At 71.2% G+C, this 18,620-nt stretch carries 18 protein-coding genes; 2 read left to right on the forward strand and 16 right to left on the reverse strand.

Annotated features, from left to right (window positions below; all coding sequences use genetic code 11):
• Nucleotides 1-46 precede the first annotated feature (46 nt).
• The 3 genes from AB0300_RS08285 to AB0300_RS08295 are packed head-to-tail and all read right to left on the reverse strand — an operon-like array spanning nt 47 to nt 3,263.
• Nucleotides 47-1,882 (reverse strand): YhgE/Pip family protein, encoded by a 1,836-nt coding sequence (locus AB0300_RS08285; RefSeq protein ID WP_085604231.1) that lies wholly within the window; start codon nt 1,880-1,882, stop codon nt 47-49.
• Complete coding sequence (locus AB0300_RS08290; protein WP_216353862.1) at nt 1,879-2,640, reverse strand: hypothetical protein; 762 nt, start codon at nt 2,638-2,640, stop codon at nt 1,879-1,881. The genes AB0300_RS08285 and AB0300_RS08290 overlap by 4 nt, the downstream gene beginning before the upstream one ends.
• Nucleotides 2,637-3,263: a TetR family transcriptional regulator gene (locus AB0300_RS08295; RefSeq protein WP_025105202.1), complete on the reverse strand. Its 627-nt coding sequence runs from the start codon at nt 3,261-3,263 to the stop codon at nt 2,637-2,639. The genes AB0300_RS08290 and AB0300_RS08295 overlap by 4 nt, the downstream gene beginning before the upstream one ends.
• Before the next feature lie 202 nt (nt 3,264-3,465).
• Here AB0300_RS08295 and AB0300_RS08300 point away from each other — a divergent pair, with 202 nt between their 5' ends.
• Nucleotides 3,466-4,173 carry a GntR family transcriptional regulator gene (locus tag AB0300_RS08300; protein WP_366215823.1) on the forward strand — a complete coding sequence of 236 codons (708 nt, stop codon included), beginning with the start codon at nt 3,466-3,468 and terminating at the stop codon, nt 4,171-4,173.
• 48 nt (nt 4,174-4,221) lie between these two features.
• On the opposite strand, the gene argG is transcribed toward AB0300_RS08300, so the two are convergent.
• From argG to AB0300_RS08315, 3 genes are read right to left on the reverse strand one after another with little or no spacing between them, the layout of a single operon-like run.
• Entirely contained in the window at nt 4,222-5,667 is a 1,446-nt protein-coding gene (gene argG, locus AB0300_RS08305) for an argininosuccinate synthase (protein ID WP_025105204.1), read from the reverse strand.
• A gap of 42 nt (nt 5,668-5,709) precedes the next feature.
• On the reverse strand, nt 5,710-6,147 hold the full coding sequence (locus AB0300_RS08310) for a PIN domain-containing protein (protein WP_366215824.1): 438 nt from the start codon (nt 6,145-6,147) through the stop codon (nt 5,710-5,712).
• The gene (locus tag AB0300_RS08315) at nt 6,110-6,343 is read right to left on the reverse strand and encodes an AbrB/MazE/SpoVT family DNA-binding domain-containing protein (protein ID WP_249521388.1); all 234 of its coding nucleotides are present in this window, start codon (nt 6,341-6,343) and stop codon (nt 6,110-6,112) included. Before AB0300_RS08315 ends, AB0300_RS08310 begins: the two co-directional genes overlap by 38 nt.
• 79 nt (nt 6,344-6,422) lie before the next feature.
• Between AB0300_RS08315 and AB0300_RS08320 the strand changes: the two genes are divergently transcribed.
• Nucleotides 6,423-7,130: a ZIP family metal transporter gene (locus AB0300_RS08320; protein WP_085604240.1), complete on the forward strand. Its 708-nt coding sequence runs from the start codon at nt 6,423-6,425 to the stop codon at nt 7,128-7,130.
• Between the two features lie 21 nt (nt 7,131-7,151).
• Here the strand turns inward: AB0300_RS08320 and AB0300_RS08325 are convergent, their stop codons facing one another.
• The 10 genes from AB0300_RS08325 to AB0300_RS08370 form a co-directional block, all read right to left on the reverse strand.
• On the reverse strand, nt 7,152-7,559 hold the full coding sequence (locus AB0300_RS08325; protein WP_025105208.1) for a pyridoxamine 5'-phosphate oxidase family protein: 408 nt from the start codon (nt 7,557-7,559) through the stop codon (nt 7,152-7,154).
• A gap of 86 nt (nt 7,560-7,645) precedes the next feature.
• Nucleotides 7,646-8,344: a phosphotransferase gene (locus tag AB0300_RS08330; RefSeq protein ID WP_315107066.1), complete on the reverse strand. Its 699-nt coding sequence runs from the start codon at nt 8,342-8,344 to the stop codon at nt 7,646-7,648.
• Nucleotides 8,345-8,371: 27 nt separating this feature from the next.
• Nucleotides 8,372-9,475, reverse strand: coding sequence for a DUF4064 domain-containing protein (locus tag AB0300_RS08335; RefSeq protein WP_366215825.1), 1,104 nt, complete (start codon nt 9,473-9,475; stop codon nt 8,372-8,374).
• A complete protein-coding gene (locus AB0300_RS08340; protein WP_366215826.1) occupies nt 9,469-10,221 on the reverse strand; it encodes a hypothetical protein in 753 nt (250 codons plus the stop codon). Before AB0300_RS08340 ends, AB0300_RS08335 begins: the two co-directional genes overlap by 7 nt.
• 125 nt (nt 10,222-10,346) lie before the next feature.
• Nucleotides 10,347-13,886 (reverse strand): PKD domain-containing protein, encoded by a 3,540-nt coding sequence (locus AB0300_RS08345; RefSeq protein ID WP_366215827.1) that lies wholly within the window; start codon nt 13,884-13,886, stop codon nt 10,347-10,349.
• 215 nt (nt 13,887-14,101) lie between these two features.
• Nucleotides 14,102-15,154, reverse strand: a complete 1,053-nt coding sequence (locus AB0300_RS08350) for a VWA domain-containing protein (protein WP_025105213.1) — start codon at nt 15,152-15,154, stop codon at nt 14,102-14,104.
• Complete coding sequence (locus AB0300_RS08355) at nt 15,151-16,137, reverse strand: VWA domain-containing protein (RefSeq protein WP_315107059.1); 987 nt, start codon at nt 16,135-16,137, stop codon at nt 15,151-15,153. Before AB0300_RS08355 ends, AB0300_RS08350 begins: the two co-directional genes overlap by 4 nt.
• Nucleotides 16,128-16,616, reverse strand: coding sequence for a hypothetical protein (locus tag AB0300_RS08360; protein WP_062637591.1), 489 nt, complete (start codon nt 16,614-16,616; stop codon nt 16,128-16,130). Before AB0300_RS08360 ends, AB0300_RS08355 begins: the two co-directional genes overlap by 10 nt.
• On the reverse strand, nt 16,603-17,490 hold the full coding sequence (locus AB0300_RS08365) for a DUF58 domain-containing protein (protein ID WP_366215828.1): 888 nt from the start codon (nt 17,488-17,490) through the stop codon (nt 16,603-16,605). Before AB0300_RS08365 ends, AB0300_RS08360 begins: the two co-directional genes overlap by 14 nt.
• Before the next feature lie 31 nt (nt 17,491-17,521).
• Nucleotides 17,522-18,610 carry a MoxR family ATPase gene (locus tag AB0300_RS08370; RefSeq protein ID WP_366215829.1) on the reverse strand — a complete coding sequence of 363 codons (1,089 nt, stop codon included), beginning with the start codon at nt 18,608-18,610 and terminating at the stop codon, nt 17,522-17,524.
• Nucleotides 18,611-18,620: the final 10 nt, after the last annotated feature.

Consider the following 18,620-nt stretch of genomic DNA (forward strand, 5'->3'; position numbering starts at 1 on the left):
AGCCGTCCCGCGCTCGCCGCGGGACGGACCGCGGCGAGCGGGAGGCTCAGCCGATGAGGCTGGGCTGCAGATCCCGCAGCGTGCGGCGATGCGTCATGCGGGTCACCCCGATCATCGCCAGCAGCAGCGCCCCCGCCAGCCAGGCGCCCAGCACCGCCAGATCCCAGCCGGCCCGGGCGTAGTCGCCGCCGTACATGAGCTGGCGCATGGCATCGACGACGTAGCCGAGGGGCAGCACGTGATGCAGTGCGGCGAGGGGAGCGGGCAGGGTCTGCCACGGGAACGTCCCGCCCGCGGTGACGAGCTGGAGCACCATGAGGACGAGCCCGAGGAACTGCCCCACGGAGCCGAGCCAGACGTTGAGGGCGAGGATGATCGCGGCGAACGTGGCCGAGGCGAACATCATCACCCCGAGGGTGCCCAGCGGATGATCGAACGTGAAGCCGAGTGTCAGCGCCAGGATGCCCATCAGCCCGAGCATCTGCACCGCGCCGAGCATCGCCGGCGTCAGCCAGCCCGCGAGCGTGATCCGGATCGGGGAGTGCAGCGCCGTGACGGCGCGGCGGGAGATCGGCTTCACGATGAGGAACAGCGCATAGATGCCGATCCACGCGGAGAGGGCGGCGAAGAACGGGGCGAGGCCCGCGCCGTAGTCCTCGGCGGAGGCGACCTTGTCGCTGGAGACCTTCACCGGGTCGGCGATCGTGTCGGCCTGCAGTGAGCGCAGGTCGGGGGTGGAGGCGGGGATGGCCTGCACGCCGTCGGCGAGGCCGTCCCGCAGCTCCGCGGTTCCGGAGGACAGCGTCTGCAGACCGTCGCGGAGCTGGGCCGCGCCCGCGTTCGCCGCGGCCGCGCCCGTCGCGAGGGTGCCGGCGCCGCCGGCGAGATCACTCGCCCCCGCGGCCAGCGAGGCGGAACCGGCGGCGAGCTGATCGACCTTGCCGACCGCGTCCTGCACCTGGGCGTTGCCCTCCTCGATCCGGGTGCCGAGAGGATCCAGGCGCGCGAGCACCGCGTCGATCTCCTCAGGCGCGAGTCCCTGCTCGGTGAGGACGTCGGTGATGTCCGCGCGCACCTGCGGCAGCGCATTCGTCGCCTCCTGCACTGCGGCTCCGGCCCGGTCGGCGACGTCGGCGAGCTGGCGGTTGCCGGCACTCACCTGCTGGGCGCCGTCGGCGAGGGTCTGCGCCCCGGAGGCGAGCTGCGCGGAGCCCTCGGCGAGCTGCGCTGTGCCGTCGGCGAGGGACGTGCTGCCGGAGGCCGCGGTGCTCGCGCCGTCGGCGAGCTGCGTAGCGCCGTCCGTCGCGGAGACCAGGTTGTCGCGCACGTCGCTGAGCCCGGTCAGCAGTCTCTCCGCGGCCTCGCTGCCGACCATCTCGGCGACGGAGCTGCGGATCTTCTCCACGGCCTGCGAGCCCATCGACGAGGCGAGGTAGTTGTTCGCGTCGTTCGTCTCCAGCTCGATCCGGGCCTGGTGCGGGTCGTCGCCCGCCGCGGAGGTGAGGGCGGCGGAGAAGTCGGCCGGGATCGTCACGGTGAAGTCGACCACGCCGTGCCGCAGGGCGTCGGCGGCCTCGTCCTCGGTCATGCGCTGCCAGTCGAAGGCGTTGCCCTCGATGAGGTTCTCCGCCACGTCCTCGCCGTAGTTGACGGTCTCGTCGGTCGCCGGCTCGGTACCGGTCGTGGGGGCGGGAGCGCCCTCGTCGTCGACCACGAGGGCCACGGGGACCTCGGAGAACTTGGCATACGGATCCTGGTTCGCCCAGAGGTAGAGGCCGCCGTAGAGGATCGGCACGCAGATCAGGGCCACGAGGGCGAGGATGCCCATCCGGCTCGCGGTCAGGCGGCGGAGCTCGGCGGCGATCATGGCGGGAACCTTCATCGCGCTTCTCCTTCCTCATCGGTCGTGGGTTCGCCCTGGTCTGGGGCGTCATCGTCGGTCGCGGATCCGTCCGCCGCCACGCTCTCCTCCGGCGTGTCCGCCGCGGGTTCCGGACGTTCGAGCACCAGGGGCTCGATCGGTCCGGACGCATTGATCGCATCGAACTCGTGCATCCGCTCGAGGGCGACGGCGGCGGAACCGCCGACGATCACGAGCATCGCGTACCCGCGGTCCGCGAACTCGGCCGCGATGCGCCACCATCCGTCCGGGCTGCCGCCGTGACGATCCGGGGCGACGAGGACGATGCCCTCGACGCCCTCGCGGAGCACCGCGAGCTCGCACAGGATGCGCACGCGCGCGGCCGGGTCGACCGAGCCGATGGGGACGGAGGCGAGCTCCTGGTACCCCACCCGGCCGAGCCAGCGGCGGGCGTGGAGCGGGGTCGCGCCGCGTCCGGCGAACATCAGCTCCTCGCCCACCACCCCGGCGACGGTGATGTCCGGGTGCGGGTCGCTCACGTCGGGGGCGTCCACGAGCGCGACGCGGCGGCGCAGCTCCTTCGGGCTCGCCGCCGCATCGATCGTGACGCGGCCCGTGTCCGGACGCATCCGCCCGCTCGCGATGAGGCCGAGCACGGTCGGCCGCTGCTCGGTCTCCGCGAGGGCGTAGCGGACGGCGCCGGAGTGGAACTCGAGACTCATGGACGGAAGCGCCTGGCCGGCGCGGCCCTTGCTGACCTCGTGCAACGTGATCCTCATGCGCGGACCTCCTGGTCCTCGGCGGTGATGTCCTGGTGAGTGGAGAGCAGCTCGTCGGCCTCGCGCCAGGAGAGCCCCGCGATGCTGAGCACGGCCCGGACGGCGACGTCTCCCGCGCCGCGGCTCTGCGCGTCGGTGCGGGAGACGACGGTGCGCGCCATCTCCTCGATCAGTCGGGCGAGCGTCGGGGCGGCGAGGTCCGTGCGGAAGCTGCCGTCCTCCTGTCCCCGTCGTACGAGGGCGGCGACGCTCCGGCGCAACGGCGCGAGGGCCGCGGCGGTGTGCTCGACGTGCGCCTCGTCGAGGGCGAGCGCGGCGGCGACCTGGATGTGCCCCGCCTCCTCCCAGAGCCGGGCGGCCAGTCGGGCGAGAGCGAGGCGGGCGTCGGGGTCGTCGATCGAGGCGGCGATGGCGTTGAAGCGCTGGGCGCCGGTGGAGACGAGTTCGCGGATCAGGGCGTCCCGATCCTCGAAGTGCCCGTAGAGGGTGCGGCGGGACAGGCCGGCGGTGCGGGCGATCGCGTCGAGGGAGGCGTGCGGGTCGGTGGCAAGGGCGCTGCGAGCCGCGGACAGGATGCCGGCGCGGTTCTCCGCAGCGTCGCGACGAAGGGCGCGAGTGGTCATCCCTTCATGGTAATAACATGCACAGCTCTGTGCAAGATAACTCAGCAATCTCGCAGCGTTCCGGCCGTGCGGGAGGACGCGGAGGTTCGTCCGGGCCGCGCCGTGTTATGTTACGCGTCGCGCTTCGGCGCATTCTCAGCGGAGAGACCGGTCCGGACCGGGACTCCGGCGGGATCGGTCCAGGGAACGGCGGGGGGACGCCATGATCGAGAAGAAGGATGATGTGCGCGCGGGGAGTGCGACATCGGTGGCAGGGGATCGGCACCGCGGTCTGCAGGACAGGCTGACGGACGCGATCGTCTCGGGGGCGCTCGCGCCGGGGACACGGCTGGACGAGCGAGACCTCGCTGTCGCACTCGACGCCCGGCCGGCCGAGGTGCTCCGCGCCCTCGACCGCCTCGCCGCGGTCGGGCTCGTCGCGGTGCGCCGCGATGGCACGCGGTGGGTGACCGCGCTCGACGGCGACCGGGCGCGTGACGTGGTGGCCCTGTTCGGCGACGTCTGGATCGGCTCCGTCCGGCGCACGATGACGGTGCTCCACGCCGACGACCTCGCGTACCTGGACGAGCTCGTCGACGATGTGGCCCTGGCTGTCCGGTGGCGGGACGGAGCCGCGTTCGGCGGAGGCCTGCGTGCTCTCGCCGTGGCCTTCGCCCGGATCGAGGGCAACACGGAGCGTGCCGAGCTGGTCGGGAACCTGGGCACGCTTCTCGCGTGCGTCGCCCGTCGCGCGGGAAGTGTCTTCGACTGGTCGGATGTGCGCGCCGCGGTCGCACGGATCGCCGCCGTGCTCCCGGGACGCGACGCCGCGGCGATGCGCGCCGCCCTCATGACGCTGTTCGATGACGTGCTGCCGGGGATCGTCGACCGCGCGGTGGCACCGACGCGTCCGCTCGCCGCCGCGTCCTGATCGCGGCCCCAGGGAGGGGCGCCCGGTGAGCCGCGGCGCCCCGTGCGCTCAGTCGGTGCCGGAGTCGAAGGCCGCGCGCTCGGAAGCGGTGTCGACCGCGTCCGCGAGATTCTCGTCGGCCTCCGAGATCGAGCCGTGCACCGATTCGGTGATCTCGGCCGACTCGCCCGCGGTCACCCGTCCGACGAGCTCGCCCGTCGCGCCGCCGACGAGGCCGAGGCCCGCGTACTGCTCCAGGCGGGCGCGGGAGTCGGCGATGTCGAGGTTGCGCATCGTGAGCTGGCCGATCCGGTCCACCGGGCCGAACGCGGCGTCGCCGACGCGCTCCATCGACAGCTTCTCCGGCCCGTACGACAGGTTCGGCGAGACGGTGTCGAGGATCGTCCAGTCGTCGCCGCGGCGCAGGCGGATCGTCACGGTGCCGGAGATGGTCGAGCCGACCCAGCGCTGGATGGACTCGCGGAGCATGAGCGACTGCGGCTCGAGCCAGCGGCCCTCGTACATGAGGCGGCCGAGGCGGCGACCCTGCTCGTGGTAGGTGGCGAGGGTGTCCTCGTTGAGGATGCCGTTGACGAGGCGCTCGTACGCGATGAAGAGCAGCGCCATGGCCGGAGCCTCGTAGATGCCGCGCGACTTCGCCTCGATGATGCGGTTCTCGATCTGGTCGCTCATGCCGAGGCCGTGGCGCCCGCCGATCGCGTTCGCCTCCTGAACCAGGGCCACCGGGTCGCTGAACTCGACGCCGTTGATCGCGACCGGACGGCCGCCCTCGAACGTCACCGAGACGTCCTCGGTCTCGATGGCGACGGACGGGTCCCAGAACTTCACGCCCATGATCGGGTCGACGGTCTCCAGCGACACGTCGAGGTGCTCGAGCGTCTTCGCCTCGTGGGTCGCGCCCCAGATGTTCGCATCCGTCGAGTACGCCTTCTCGGCCGAGTCGCGGTACGGGAAGCCGTGCGCGACCAGCCATTCGCTCATCTCCTGGCGACCGCCGAGCTCCGTGACGAAGTCCGCGTCGAGCCAGGGCTTGTAGATGCGCAGGCGGGGGTTGGCGAGCAGGCCGTAGCGGTAGAACCGCTCGATGTCGTTGCCCTTGTAGGTCGAGCCGTCGCCCCAGATGTCGACGCCGTCCTCGCGCATCGCACGCACGAGCAGGGTGCCGGTGACCGCGCGGCCGAGCGGCGTGGTGTTGAAGTAGGTCTTGCCGCCGGAGCGGATGTGGAAGGCGCCGCAGGAGAGCGCGACGAAGCCCTCCTCGACGAGCGCCGTCTTGCAGTCGATGAGGCGCGAGGCCTCGGCGCCGTACTCCAGCGCGCGCCCGGGGATCGAGGCGATGTCGTCCTCGTCGTACTGTCCGAGGTCACCCGTGTAGGTGAAGGGGACGGCGCCCTTGTCGCGCATCCAGGCGACGGCGACGGAGGTGTCGAGTCCTCCGGAGAAGGCGATGCCGACGCGCTCGCCGACGGGCAGGGACTGGAGGACCTTGGACATGGCTCCCAGTCTATCGGCGGCGGCGTGTCGTCCCGTCTCGCCTCAGACGAGCCGCGTCATGACGCCGAGCGCCGCATAGGTGCCCAGCGCGCGGCGATCGCACGTGACGAGCGGGACGCCGGCATCCCGTGCGGCGAGGCCGACGAGGCCGTCATAGACCGCCCCGCCGGAGATCCCCGCATCGGCGAGAACATCGACGGCGGTGAGCGCGGTGTGCCCCGCGAGTGACGCCGAACGGGGAAAGGCGGTGCGGATGGCGAGCGCCGCGGCCGAGGGGGTCAGTCGATCGGGGGGCGGCAGGCGGGTCAGGACGGAGTACGTCTCTGCCGAGGCGTGTCCGGCGAGACCGAGGGCCGCACCGGCGCAGAAGGTCTGCACCGCGCCGTGCGCCGTGTGGTCTTCCACGAGAAGAGCGACCGCCGCACTCGTGTCGAGGACGAAGTCAGCGCTGGTCGGCAAGGCGGAGCTCGCGAACGTCATCAGGTGTGAGGGTGGTGCCGGAAGAGCGGACGACGAGGCGGCCGTCTTTCTCGACGAGGTTGTCGGGGGCCTCGATCTCGATCCGGATGCCGTTGCCGTCGAGGACGAGGTCCACCGGCCCGGGAACCAATCCGACACGCTCGCGGAGTGCGGCAGGGATCACGATTCGTCCTGCCTTGTCCATGGTTGCCTTCATGCCGAGAGAATACCATTCGGGTGGGTGGCACGAGTCTTAGCTGCGGGAAGTGAGAGAGTGGGCGCACGGGAGGTCGGACATGGGTGGAGCGATTCTGTGGGGAGCCGTCGCGGCGGCTCCGCTGTTCGTCGGCGCGGTGCTCGCGATGCTGCGCAGCTGGCCGCCGCGGTGGCTGGGCATCGTGCTGGGTTTCGGCGCCGGAGCGCTGATGGCCTCCATCGCCTTCGAGCTGTGGGAGGAGGGGCTCGACCGGGGTGGTCCGATCCCGCTCGTCACCGGCGTCGCCCTCGGAGCCCTCAGCTACTACATCGCCGCCCGCATCCTCGACGCCAGGGCCGCGAGGAAGAAGGGCGAGGCCGGGGGAGGCCAGCTCGCGGTGGGCGCCCTCCTCGACGGGATCCCGGAGCAGCTCGTCCTCGGCATCGGTCTCGCCTCGGGGGAGCCGGTGAGCATCGCGCTCGTCGTCGCCATCCTCGTCTCGAACCTCCCGGAGTCCATCGGCTCCGCCGCCGACCTGCTCGACGGCGGCATGCGACGGTCCAGAGTGCTGCTGCTGTGGGCCGGCGTCGCCGTGGTCTGCGCGCTGGCGACGGTCGCCGGCTTCGCGCTGGCCAGCGTGACCGGCGAGGTCTTCCGTTCGGGGGCGAGCGGTTTCGCCGCGGGCGCCCTGCTCGTCATGCTGGTGGACTCGATGGTCCCGGAGGCGCAGTCGAAGGCGAAGGAGTCCACGGGGCTGGCGACCGTCCTCGGATTCGCGCTCGCCGCCGGTCTCGCCTTCGCGTCCTGAGCGGAACGCGCGCTCGGCGGCTCAGACGCCGCCCGTGCGGGCGTCGCGGCGGACGCTGCGTCCGGTGATGCGCTCGATGCGGAACGACAGCGGGAGGTCGCGGTCGTCTCCGGCCCACGGATGCACCCGCGCCGCCGCCCCGGCCGCGTCCTCCTCGGGTACCTGCGACAGGACACCGTGCATCAGCACGCTCCAGCCCAGGCCGCCGATCGGATCGTGGTAGTCGACCTCGAACGACACCTCGGCCGACTCGCGGGAGAGGGCCGCCAGGTGGCCATCCGGAGATGTGCGCAGGAGCAGCTCGTGCCCCGAGACGACGAAGTTCACCGGATGGATCTGCACCAGGCCCTCGTCGACGAATCCGATGCGGCCCACCGTGGTGGTCGCCAGCAACTCGTAGGACTGCTGCTCGTCGAGTTCGTGGATCATGCGGACGCTCCCTCCCCCTGTGCCGCCAGTGTAGCCACGGCGCGTCGGATCATCGAGGGCGTCCGACCGGAATCACCCGGTGAGCGTCAGTCCGACCACCGCTCCAGCTCGGCGGTGAGCGCAGCGAGGTACGCGGGAGGGCCGGCCTCCGCGAACCACAGCCACAGCTCCGCGGCGTGCACCGGGTACCACGCGCGGACCCGGGCGGGATCGGCGCCGTAGCCGTCGATGAGCGCCCGCTCCGACCGCGGATCCTTCCGGGCGGCTCCCCACGCGGCTCGCGCCAGTTCCCGCAGCGGATCGCCACGGTGGGACGCCTCCCAGTCGACGATCCCGGAGATGCGGCCGTGCTGCGCGAGCAGGTTGCCGTCGGTCCAGTCGCCGTGGCAGAAGACGGTCCCAGACGACGGCGGGATGCGCAGCGGGAGGGGAGGCGCACCGGCGGCGCGATACCGCTCGATGATCATGGCGTCGTCGGGCGCCGGAAGAAGGTCGTCGGGTGGGTCGAGCCGATGCAGGGCGCGGAGCAGCGGTGCCGACGAACCGAGGCCCAGGATCCGGGCGTCGGCGGCGGCGTCGTCGAGGCGGGTGCCGGGGAGCGCCGTCATGAGGATCGCCCCCGGCCGCTCCTCGACCACCTCGGGCACCGGGAGCGCGGAGCCGACGAGTCCGCGGAGGGCCCGCAGCTCGTTGTCGTGCCGTGCCGGATCGGCGAGGCGCTTCTCGACCAGCCGGCGTCCGCCGTGCTCGACGAGCCGCACCGCGCCGACCGCTCCCTGCCTCATCCCGTCATCCTCGCACCGGGCGGGTGGTCACTCGAAGCCGGGATAGTCCTGCAGCCGCTCCTCGAACTCCGCGCGGTCGGCCTCGCTCAGCACCTTGCCGGCGATGACCACGAGCTGGAGCCCCTCGACCGGCTCGCCGGTGCGCGCACTCTGCGCCTCTCGCGAGGTGCGGAAGCCGCCGTCGGCATCGTTCGACAGGTCATAGATGTTCGCGTAGAAGCGCAGCGGGTCGGGGTAGTTCTCCGTGTAGTACTCCCACGTCGTCTGCGTGCGCGGGTCGTCACTGCCGTAGAGCTTGGCGATCATGGACGGGTCAATTCCGGAGTTCGCCGGGTCGTTGAAGGAGTACAGGTTCCACAGGCCGTGCGCGGCCACCACCTCGTCGATCGCGGCCATCACCTCGAGCTTGCGCGCGTAGCCCTGCACGGGCTGCTCGGTCGCCCAGGCCGCCGAGGTGTACTCCGACAGCATCGACTCACCCCCGTACCCGTTCCGCTCCGGTCGCACGTCCTCCTCGCCGACCTGGACCCAGGTGAACCCGAAGTCGGCGCTGAGCCGCTCGCGGATGTCGGCGAAGAGAGCCTCGGCCTCGGCGCGCACCTCCTCCATGGACTGCTGGGTGAGCGCTTCCTGCGGGGCCGTGCCCTTGATCCCGGGGTAGGCCTCCGCATGCCGCTGCTCCGCGGTCTTCACGCCTTCGTAGTTGCCGGACGCCGAGGTGCGCAGTGCGCTGAGCGCCCCGACGGTCGCGACGTTGAACAGGATGGTGAGGACGAGCGCGATGATCCCGAGCCGCCGTCCTCCCGGGGTGAAGAGCGCGGCCACGATGACGGCGAGCACCACGAGCTGCAGCGTGATCATCGTCACGCCGTACAGCAGGTCGGTGCCGCCGACCACGAGCGTGCCGAACAGGATCAGGACGAAGAGGATCGCGGCGACCAGCGCGATCCAGCCCAGGGCGTTCGCCGAGGGCGTCTTCTCCTCGGGCGGCAGCGGGGAGAGGGCGGGCGGCGTGGGACCCACCTGGTGCTGCCGCCGGGCGCCGCGATAGCCCCCGGGCGGCGGGACCGGCGGGGCGCCCTCGGTGCCGCCCACATACCGGGCGCGCTGTCGCTCGTGATCGCTCACCATGGCTTGTCCACCCCGGTGCCGCCGGGCTCATCGCCCTGCTGCTGATCGCGTTCCTGCGTCCCCTGCTCGAGCTTGTCCTGGAGATCCTGCAGCTTGTCCTCCGACGGCTGCGGCTCCTCCTGCTCGTCCTGCGGCTCCTGCGGCTGCTGTTGCTGCTCCTGTTCCTGCTGCTTCTGCTTGAGGCGGTCCTCGGTGCTGTCGAGAGTGTCCGTCATGTCGCGCTCGGGATCGGGAGACTGCTGCTGCGCCTCCTCGCTGTGGCACTCCTCCGGGGTCTCGACCGTGATCGTCAGCGCCTCGCCGTAGAGGGCGGTCGCCCCGGCACCGTCGCCCTCGGCCCTGGCGGCGTCGCCCATCCGCTCGACCACGAGGGCGAGGTTGATCCGGACCGGGCAGACCTCGAGCCCGGTGGCGAGATCCAGGGCACGCTCCAGTTCTGCGCGGGAGGCGGGGAGTTCATCGGCCCCGGCCAGTGCGGTGCCGATGTTGTACGGCGCCTTGAACGGCTCGAACCAGTTCAGGACGTCCTGTCCTCGCGCCGAGGACTCGGAACCCGCGAAGTCGTCGACGACGTAGGCGGTGATGGCCTGATGGGCGAACGCGTACATGCTGAGCAGCTTGCCGACGAAGAGCAGCGCGGCGAGGGTGAGCGGGATCGTCCCGATCGCGACCCAGCGGCGGATGAGCCGGCGACGGCGGTTCGAGCGGAGGAGGGCTGCGGCGGTGGCGTCCTGCGCAGGCGTCACGACCCACCTCCTCCCCTGTCGTCGGCGTCTGAACATCCTATCCGCGGCCAGCGGACGGGAGGCTCCAGACGACGGACGCCGGCCCCGAGGCGATCGAGGCCGGCGTCCGTGCGTGAGCGGTCCGGTTACTCCGCTGCCCTGACGCGGAACGTGTCGAAGGACACGCCGAGCGGTGCGGTGGCGCTCGCAGAGCGGCTGCCGCTGAGACCCACGCCACCCGCCGGAAGCGGGGCGGCGTCGGTCGCCCGCAGCTGCCAGTCGGCGGGCTCCGCGGCATCGGTCGCCCAGAGCTTCGCGACGAGGGAGGCCTTGTCCGCCCCGGTCACGGCCGCCTTGAGCGTGTAGGTGGTGCCCGGGGTGACCGTGACGCCGTTCAGTGCCCGGGTCGCGAGGACGGTGCCGTCGCGGTGCGCCACGAGCCAGACCGTGCCGTCGGGGCGGAGCCAGGCGCGCACGAGATACCGACCGGCGGACGAGTCCCGGGCGATGACCCCGATGTAGGAGCCTCCAGTGCTCGACGGCTGATCCACGCGGAAGGTCGTCTCCAGCGCCGGGTTCGGCACCGACGGGGCGTTCAGCGTCGCGTGGCGGGTGTCTCCCGCGGCCAGCTTCAGCTGCCCCGAGCCGTCGGCGACGCTGGCCGCGGCGGCGGATCCGCCGATGATCTTCCAGGCGCCGCCGGCGAGGGCTTCGCCCCAGCCGGGACCGGCCGTGCGGTCGAACTCGTCGCTCGCGAGCGGCGCGGGCTCCGCCACCACGGCTTCCCGGGTGGTCGTCGCCGAGCCCCCGACGTCGTCCGTCACGGTGAGGGTGACCGTCCGCGTGCCGGCGGTGGCGTAGGTGTGCGTCGCCGACGCGCCTTCGCCGGTCGTGCCGTCGCCCCAGTCCCAGCGGTAGCTGCGGACGCTGCCGTCGGCGTCCGTCGATGCCGACGCGTCGGTCGACACCGTCAGCCCCGAGGCCGAGAGCGTGAACGAGGCCGTGGGCAGGGTGTTCGCGCCCTGAACGACGATCTGCTTCGTGACCGAGCCGACGAGGTTCTGGTTGTCGGTGACCGTGAGCGTGACCGCGTACGTGCCGGGCTTGGCGTACGTGTGCGTCGGCGTCTTGCCGGTGCCCGTGGACCCGTCGCCGAAGTCCCAGCGGTAGTCCGAGATCGTGGCGGAGCCGGGCGGCACGGACGTGCTCGCGTCGAAGGTCACGGTGAGGCCGCTTGCCGCGGCCGTATAAGCGGCGACGGGGGCTGTGGAGCCATTCCCGACGCTGTAGTGGGTCTTGACCTGTCCCGCGGTCAGGCCATACGGGTAGACCGCGAACTCATCGACATTGCCGACCAGGTGGGCATCGCCGGCAAGGTTGGCAGGGGCGGCAAGCGTCTTGGTCGGCTCATTCGCCCAACCCTTCAGCCTGCCACCGCCAATCTTCCAGTACCCGTTGAAGTCCTGCGCTTTGGTGACGGTAGGGAGCTGGCCGTCGAGCTTTCCGTCGATGAAGAGCTTCATTCCCTCGGGGCTCACCGACGCGACGACATGATGCCAGCGGTTGTCGTTGTATGCCGTCGCGGTCGTGAGCACTTTGGTGCCGTCGTTGTATACCCCGAAGTTCAGGCGGCCATTGTCTGACATGTAGACGGTTCGGTCGTAGTTCTTCGAGAAGAAGCCAGCGGCCGAGCTCTCGAAGTCGAACAACACGCCGCCCGCGGTCGTCGAGGTCTGGAACCACATCTCGGCCGAGAACGATGCTGGCGCCGCGGCCTTCGTGGTCGTGTCGACTCGTCCGGTCTCTGTCCCGTCGAGGGCTGTCGCCCCGGCCACGCCCTTCGGCACGCCTGATGACCGAGGCGTCGCTCCTGAGCGGATGAGCGGGCTGTTCGTACCTGCCACATCCTGCGCGACGGTTCCCAACGGGTAGTACAACTGGGGGCCGTCAGCGAGCACGGCGTTGGAGTACGCAGGTGTGGACGCGGCCGCCGTGGCGGTCGTCGTCTTGCTCGAAACCGTGTGGCCGTTGCTGTCCGTGGCGGTGAAGGTGTACTGCTGCTGTGCGCCGACCGGAGCCGTCGTGTCCTCGAAGCTGACTGCGGGCAGGTTCCACCACGTGGAGTCCACCTTGGTGGTGAACAACGGGGTGGTCGAGTCGGCGCGGCGCAACTCGTATGTGAGCGTGAGATCGTCACGGTCCCAGTTGGCGGGAATGGTGACCTTCACGCGCCCGGGGGTGAGCGAAGTCGCGGTCGGCACCCACTTGTCGCCGGAGAGGCGCGGTCCGTCCTTCGGGCCCTCTGGAGGGGTGGTCGAGAAGCGGACGAGTCCTTCGAACTGTCCGTTGTTGACGGAGCGGAACTCGCCGCCGATGGAGATCATGTTGCCGGTGCCGGTGATCGACAACCCGGCCTGACCGAGTCCTGTGGTGGTCCCGACCGCCCAATCGGGTGACCAGGCGTACGGCGACGGGGCGGGCGTGCCGCCCCAGTCCTTGCGACTGGGCGCGGTCGGCGCGGGTGCCAGCGTTCCGCGAGCATCCGCCGTGTATGCCTCGGAATAGCGGTGTACGCGCGGAGCCTGCTCCGGGTGGAGTCCCAGAGTTTCGCATGAATGCGTGTGGCTGGTCGTGTAGACGACCTTTCCCGTGGAGTAGACGCCGTAATGGTCGCCGAGGCAATCCGCGATCCAGCGCACCTTACCGGTGCCGGCCTCGGCGGCGAAGGTGCCCTCGAGGCTGCCCGTCGCCGCGTTGGCGAAGCCCCAGCCTGTGCCGTACACGCCGGTCGCGTCGGTGGCGAGACCGAACGTCCCGGCCTTGCCGGCGTAGATGCCGGATCCCGCGCCGTTCTTGACCGTCTTCGCGAGCTCCCACTCGGTGTTCAGGGCGCCCGTGGTCTTGTCGACAGAGGCGCTGCCGCGCATCTCGGTGTTGCCGTTGACCTGGGAGAAGCGTCCGCCCACGATGGTGTCCGCACCCGCAGGGTCCATGACCATGGCATCGACCTGGAGGTCGGTCTGCGGGGCCCACGGACGGAGGGCGCCGTTGGTGGTGTCGAAGGCGGCCAGGTTCTTCCGCGGCGTGCCGTTGGCCTGGGTGAGCAGGCCGCCCGCGTAGACCGTCGTGCCCGACGTCGCCAGCGCGTAGACGCCGGATCCGCCGATGGAAGGCACGAAGCCCGGGACGAGCTCGCCGGTCTTCGCATCGATCGCGGCGATGTTCCAGCGGTCCTTGCCGTTGACCTTGTTGAACGAGCCGCCGATGTAGATGCGGGTGCCGTCGGGCGAAGCGGCGACGGCCTTGATCACGCCGTTGACCTGCGGAGCGAACGGCAGGAGCGCGCCCGTGTCGATGTCGTAGGCGAGCACGTTCGCGCGCGCCGTCAGCGCCGTCCCCGGTGCCGCCTTCGGCTCCCGGGCGTTGTCGAACTTGCCGACCGCGTACACGGTCGAGCCGATCGTCGTCTGGGCCCAGACGTACCCGTTGTCGATCTGCACGGTCGGGATCGGATCGGATGTGACGACGTTCTCATCCCGCTGCAGCAGCGGAGGCAGTCCGCCCGGATCGTCGGCCGCCGCGGCGGCACCGCCGCCGAGGGCGACCAGCGCCGCGGTGACCATCACCCCCACGATCACCCCGGCCACGCCCGTGCGTGCGCGCTTCCAGACAGCACTGTTCCCCATGTGTGTTCCCCAGTCATTCGATGGCCGACCCCACGTCGGCACGTCATCGTCGGACGATCGACCGCGAGAGCTCCCCCAGAGATGCTCGGACCGCGGCGGTTCGTTCCGACGAACCCCCGTCGAAGGCACAGAAGCCTCCGGCGGGTAACACAATACCATCGCCGGACGCGGAGTACACGCCGTACCCGCACGGATGCCCGGGGTCTCGGGGCCTGTCAGGGGGTGTCGAGTGGAGCGGGCCGTGCCGAGCGGGGAGCGCGCAGCCCGCGGAGCCGGGCGACCAGGATTGTCGCGCGCGTGAGCTCCACGCCGAGCGCGGCGAGGACGACCAGCGCGGCGACCCAGTACAGCTCGATCACGTTCCCCACCTCGCCGGCGTCCGCGTAGGCCGTGGTGCTCGACGGTGCGGCGGGGAGCGACGGGGCGACATCCGCCTCCCGGTGCTCGTACTCGACGCCGAGCTGCCCGGCGATCGTCTCGAGGTTGCCCTCGTCGATGACGGACAGCGCGTCCGCACCCTGGTACTGGATGTACTCGGAGTCACTCTGATCGAGGCCCCCCGTCGTCACGCGCATGGGCCCGCCCTCCGCCGTCCCGTATCCGAAGACGGCTCCGGCGTCGGTGTAGCGCGCGCTGTCGGCGAAGGACTCCGGGGCGGACCCCGTGGTCTGCTCGCCATCGCCGAAGTAGAAGACCATGCGCGAACGGTCCGGCGACGACTCCGCCGCGGCGGCGAGGGTCTCGCTCAGCAGCGGAGCGGCCACGCCGATCGAGCTGCCACGCGACTGGCTCGTGACCTCGGGGCGCAGCACGTCGAGTGAGCCGAGCAGGGCGGTGGTGTCGGTGGTCAGCGGGATCCTCAGCTGGGCTGCCGCATCCGAGGTGAGGAGGGCGAAGCGGGCGCCGGGGTACTCCTCCACGAGCGCGCGCACGTCGGCGCGCACACCGTCGATCCGGGGGGAGCCGTCGTCCCAGTCCTCGGCCACGATGCTCGCGGTGGTGTCGACGACGAGCACGATGTCGGTGTCGGTCGCCAGGGTCTGCGTGGAGCCTCCGGGGAGCCCCGGCCGCAGCAGCATCACGGCGCAGGCGAGCACCATCACGAGGCGCAGCGCCCAGAGGGACCGATGCACGGCGAGAGCGCGTCGGTCGGTCACGACCTCGCCCCCGGCCCGCGGAGCACGCACGAGCATCCAGACCGCCACGCCGGCGACGCCGGCGCACAGCAGCAGGATGAGGAACACGGGGAGCACGGGCTGGAAGATCACAGGCGCACCCTCCACACCAGCACGACGAAGCCGAGCGCGAGGACCGACAGGACGGCGATCCACAGGTTCGGGGTGTCCGTCCAGACCACCTGCGCCTCGCCGCGCAGCGCCGTGGCCTCCTGCTTCTGGACCTCGTCGATGATGTCCCCGACCGTGGTCGTGTCGCGGAGCCCGTAGGCGGCGCCTCCCGTGGCCTCGGCGGCGGCGGCCAGCTCGGCGCTGACGTCGGCGTCCTTGCCCTCGACCGGGTTGATCGCGAACACCCTCACGTCCTGGGACGCCGCATACGCCGCGGCCTCATCGAGCGTCACGATCGAGGCGCCGTTGATCTCGTTGTCCGTCGCGAAGATCACCGACCGGGACCGGTCGTCGTCCGGGTGATCGAAGCCCATGGTGCAGGCCGCGAGTCCGTCCCCGATGAGGGAGGCGCCGTCGCCGTTGAGCGTGCCCAGCCAGTGCTCCGGGATCTCGTCCACGTAGTCGAAGCTCGACATCATGCTCGCGAGGTGCTCGCGGATGAAGTCGTAGTCGTCGGTGAGGGGGAAGATCTGCACGGGAGAGCTGTTGAAGATCGTCAGGCCGATGCGCTCGCCCTCGAAGCCGTCGAGCAGCTCGTCGAACACGGAGAGCACCTCGACGTCGACCTCCGACATCGACCCGGAAACGTCCAGGCAGAGCATGATGTCGCGGCTCGTGTCGACGGGTTGGATCGTCTGGGCGGACATCGGACGCGCGGCCACGACGCCGGCGACCAGCGCGGCCCCCGCACCGAGGGCGAGCAGACCCGTCAGGGCGACGGCGCGACGGGACAGCGCCTGGCGGAAGGACGGCAGCGCTCGCAGCCGCTCCGCCCTGGCCACGCGAGCGGTGTCCGCCGCGCGCCGGTCCCGGTGACGGCGCAGGCCGACCGCGAGACCGATCGCCACCGCGGCGACGACGACCGCCGCGGCGAGGACCAGCATCCAGACGTTCGCTAGTGCCACGCGCGCACCACCGTCCTGGCGGCTTCGGCGCCGGCGACCGGATCGATGGCGGGTCCCTGCCGGAAGATGCTCGGATAGTAGTGGCGGCCCATCGCGTCGATGAGCGCCGGGTGCACGCCGCGGGAGACGAGGTCGTCGAGGGCGAGCACCGGTGCTTCCAAGCCGCTGTACTCGTTGACGAACGTGCGCACGACGCGGCTCAGCTCCAGGTTGGCCTGCCGCGCGGAGAGACGGCGGTCCCGGTAGTCGTGCTCGACGCGGTCGATGCGATCGAGGTACTCCGAGCGCAGGGCGGACAGCACGTCGAGCGTGGACGGCTGGCCGGCATCCGCGGCCGCTCCGGAGGCGGCGGTGCGGGGGCGCGTGAGCCGGAACAGCAGCCACGTGCCGACGATCAGCAGGGCCAGGATGCCGAGCGCGAGCAGCATCCATCCCCACCCGTACTGCGCGGGCGGGTAGAGCTCGTCAGAACCGGGCATCGGACCTCCGGTTCAGCAGGTGCAGCAGCTGCGGAACGGCGTCGTCCTGACCGTCGAGCGCGGCGTGGCTGATCTCCATCCGCGTGAGCAGGTCGGCGAGTCGGGCGGCGTCGGCCGCCCGCTGCGCACGGAGCTCGTTCACGATCGTGCGGTCGCCCTGGATGAAATCGGGGACCTCCCAGAGGCTGTCGACGTCGGCGCGCATCCGGGCGGAACGATGGTCGAGCACCGGTTCGGCGTCGCGCAGGGTGAGCCAGAGCACGTCGTGCTGCACGCGCAGGCGGCGCAGCAGGCGCTCGGTCTCGGTGGTGACCGGGGCCTCGTCGGTGAGCACGACGACGATCATCCGCCGCGCGATCGTCCGCGTGACGAAGGACAGCAGGGCGTCGCGATCGCTGGGGACCGCCGCGTCGTCGACCGCGCGGTCGATCGTCCGCAGTGCGTGTTCGAGGGCCCCTTCGCTGCGCCCCGGCGCCAGCCGGCGGACGCGCGAGGAGTCGCCGTAGACGACCGTGAAGTCGTCGCCGTGCCGGAGGGTCAGCACCCCGAGGGCTCCGGTCGCCAGGATCGCCAGGTCCTTCTTCGAGCGCTCGTCCGCGGCGAGAGCGGTCATCGACCGTCCCGTGTCGACGACGAACATCACCGTATGCATGCGCGTGGCCCGAGACCGCTTGACCAACGGTGTGCCGAGGCGGGCGGTCGCGCGCCAGTCGATGTCGCGCACCTGGTCGCCGTACTCGTACTTGCGCAGGTCCTCGAAGTCGAGGCTCCGCCCGTGCAGCAACGACGCGTAGGCGCCGTCGAGCGCGTGCAGCGACTTGCGGTTCGAGTGGATGAAGAGCTTGCTCTTCACCTGCGTGATGAGGCTGGGCATCGGGCGCGGGATCCCTGGACGTGTCGGCGGGTCAGGGGGTGGGCACGGCGGCGAAGATCTGGTCGATGATCTCCTCGCTGCGGATGCCCTCGGCGTCGGCCTCGAACGTCAGCAGCACGCGGTGCCGCAGCACGAGGTGGCGCAGGGCGCGGATGTCCTCGGGAAGGACGTGGGTCCGGCCGCTGAGGAGGGCGAGGGCGCGGGAGGCCTGGAGGAAGGCGATGCTGGCCCGAGGGCTCGCGCCGTACTTGATGAAGCGGGCGCGCTCCTCCCCGATGTACGGCGCGGGATTCCGGGTCACATACGCGATCGACACGATGTAGTTGCGGATCGCGGGGTCGACGTAGATGCGGCTCGCGACGTCCTGCAGCAGGTGCACGTCATCCAGCGTGACGGCGCTGTGCACGTGCCGGTCGGGGTCGAGCACTCCCGAGTCGATGCGGCTGAGGATCTCGAACTCCTCCGCCGGGCTCGGGTACTCGACGATCTCCTTGAGGAGGAACCGGTCCATCTGCGCCTCGGGCAGCTCGTAGGTGCCCTCCTGCTCGATGGGGTTCTGCGTCGCGATCACGAGGAACGGCTTCGGCAGCGGGTGGATCTCGCCGCCGATGGTGGTCTGGTGCTCCTGCATCGCCTCGAGCATGGCGCTCTGGGTCTTGGCGCTGGAGCGGTTGATCTCGTCGAGCAGCACGAAGTTCGCGTGCACGGGGCCGAGCACCGTCCGGAAGCTGCCCGTCGCGGCGTCGTAGATCTGGTTGCCCGTGATGTCGCTCGGCAGGAGGTCGGGCGTGCACTGGATGCGCTTGAACTTCGCCTTCACGGTGTCGGCGAGCGTGCTGGCGGCGGTGGTCTTGGCGAGGCCGGGCACGCTCTCCAGGAGGATGTGGCCGCCGGCGATGAGCGCCACGAGCAGGCTGGTGCGCAGGCGCTCCTGGCCCACCATCTTCGCGGAGTACGCGTCGGAGATCGTCTGCAGCACGGCACCGGCGCGCGCCATCTCGGCGTCGGTCGGAGCGGCGGAGCCAGCGGCGGGTGCCGGCGCGGCGATCGGCGCGGCGGACGCGGGGGGCGGCGGGGGCGCGGAGATCGTCGGCGGGGTCTGCGCGTCGGCGTCGGTCATCGGTCTTCGT

The organism is Microbacterium sp. NPDC078814, assembly GCF_040702645.1.
GTDB lineage: Bacteria > Actinomycetota > Actinomycetes > Actinomycetales > Microbacteriaceae > Microbacterium.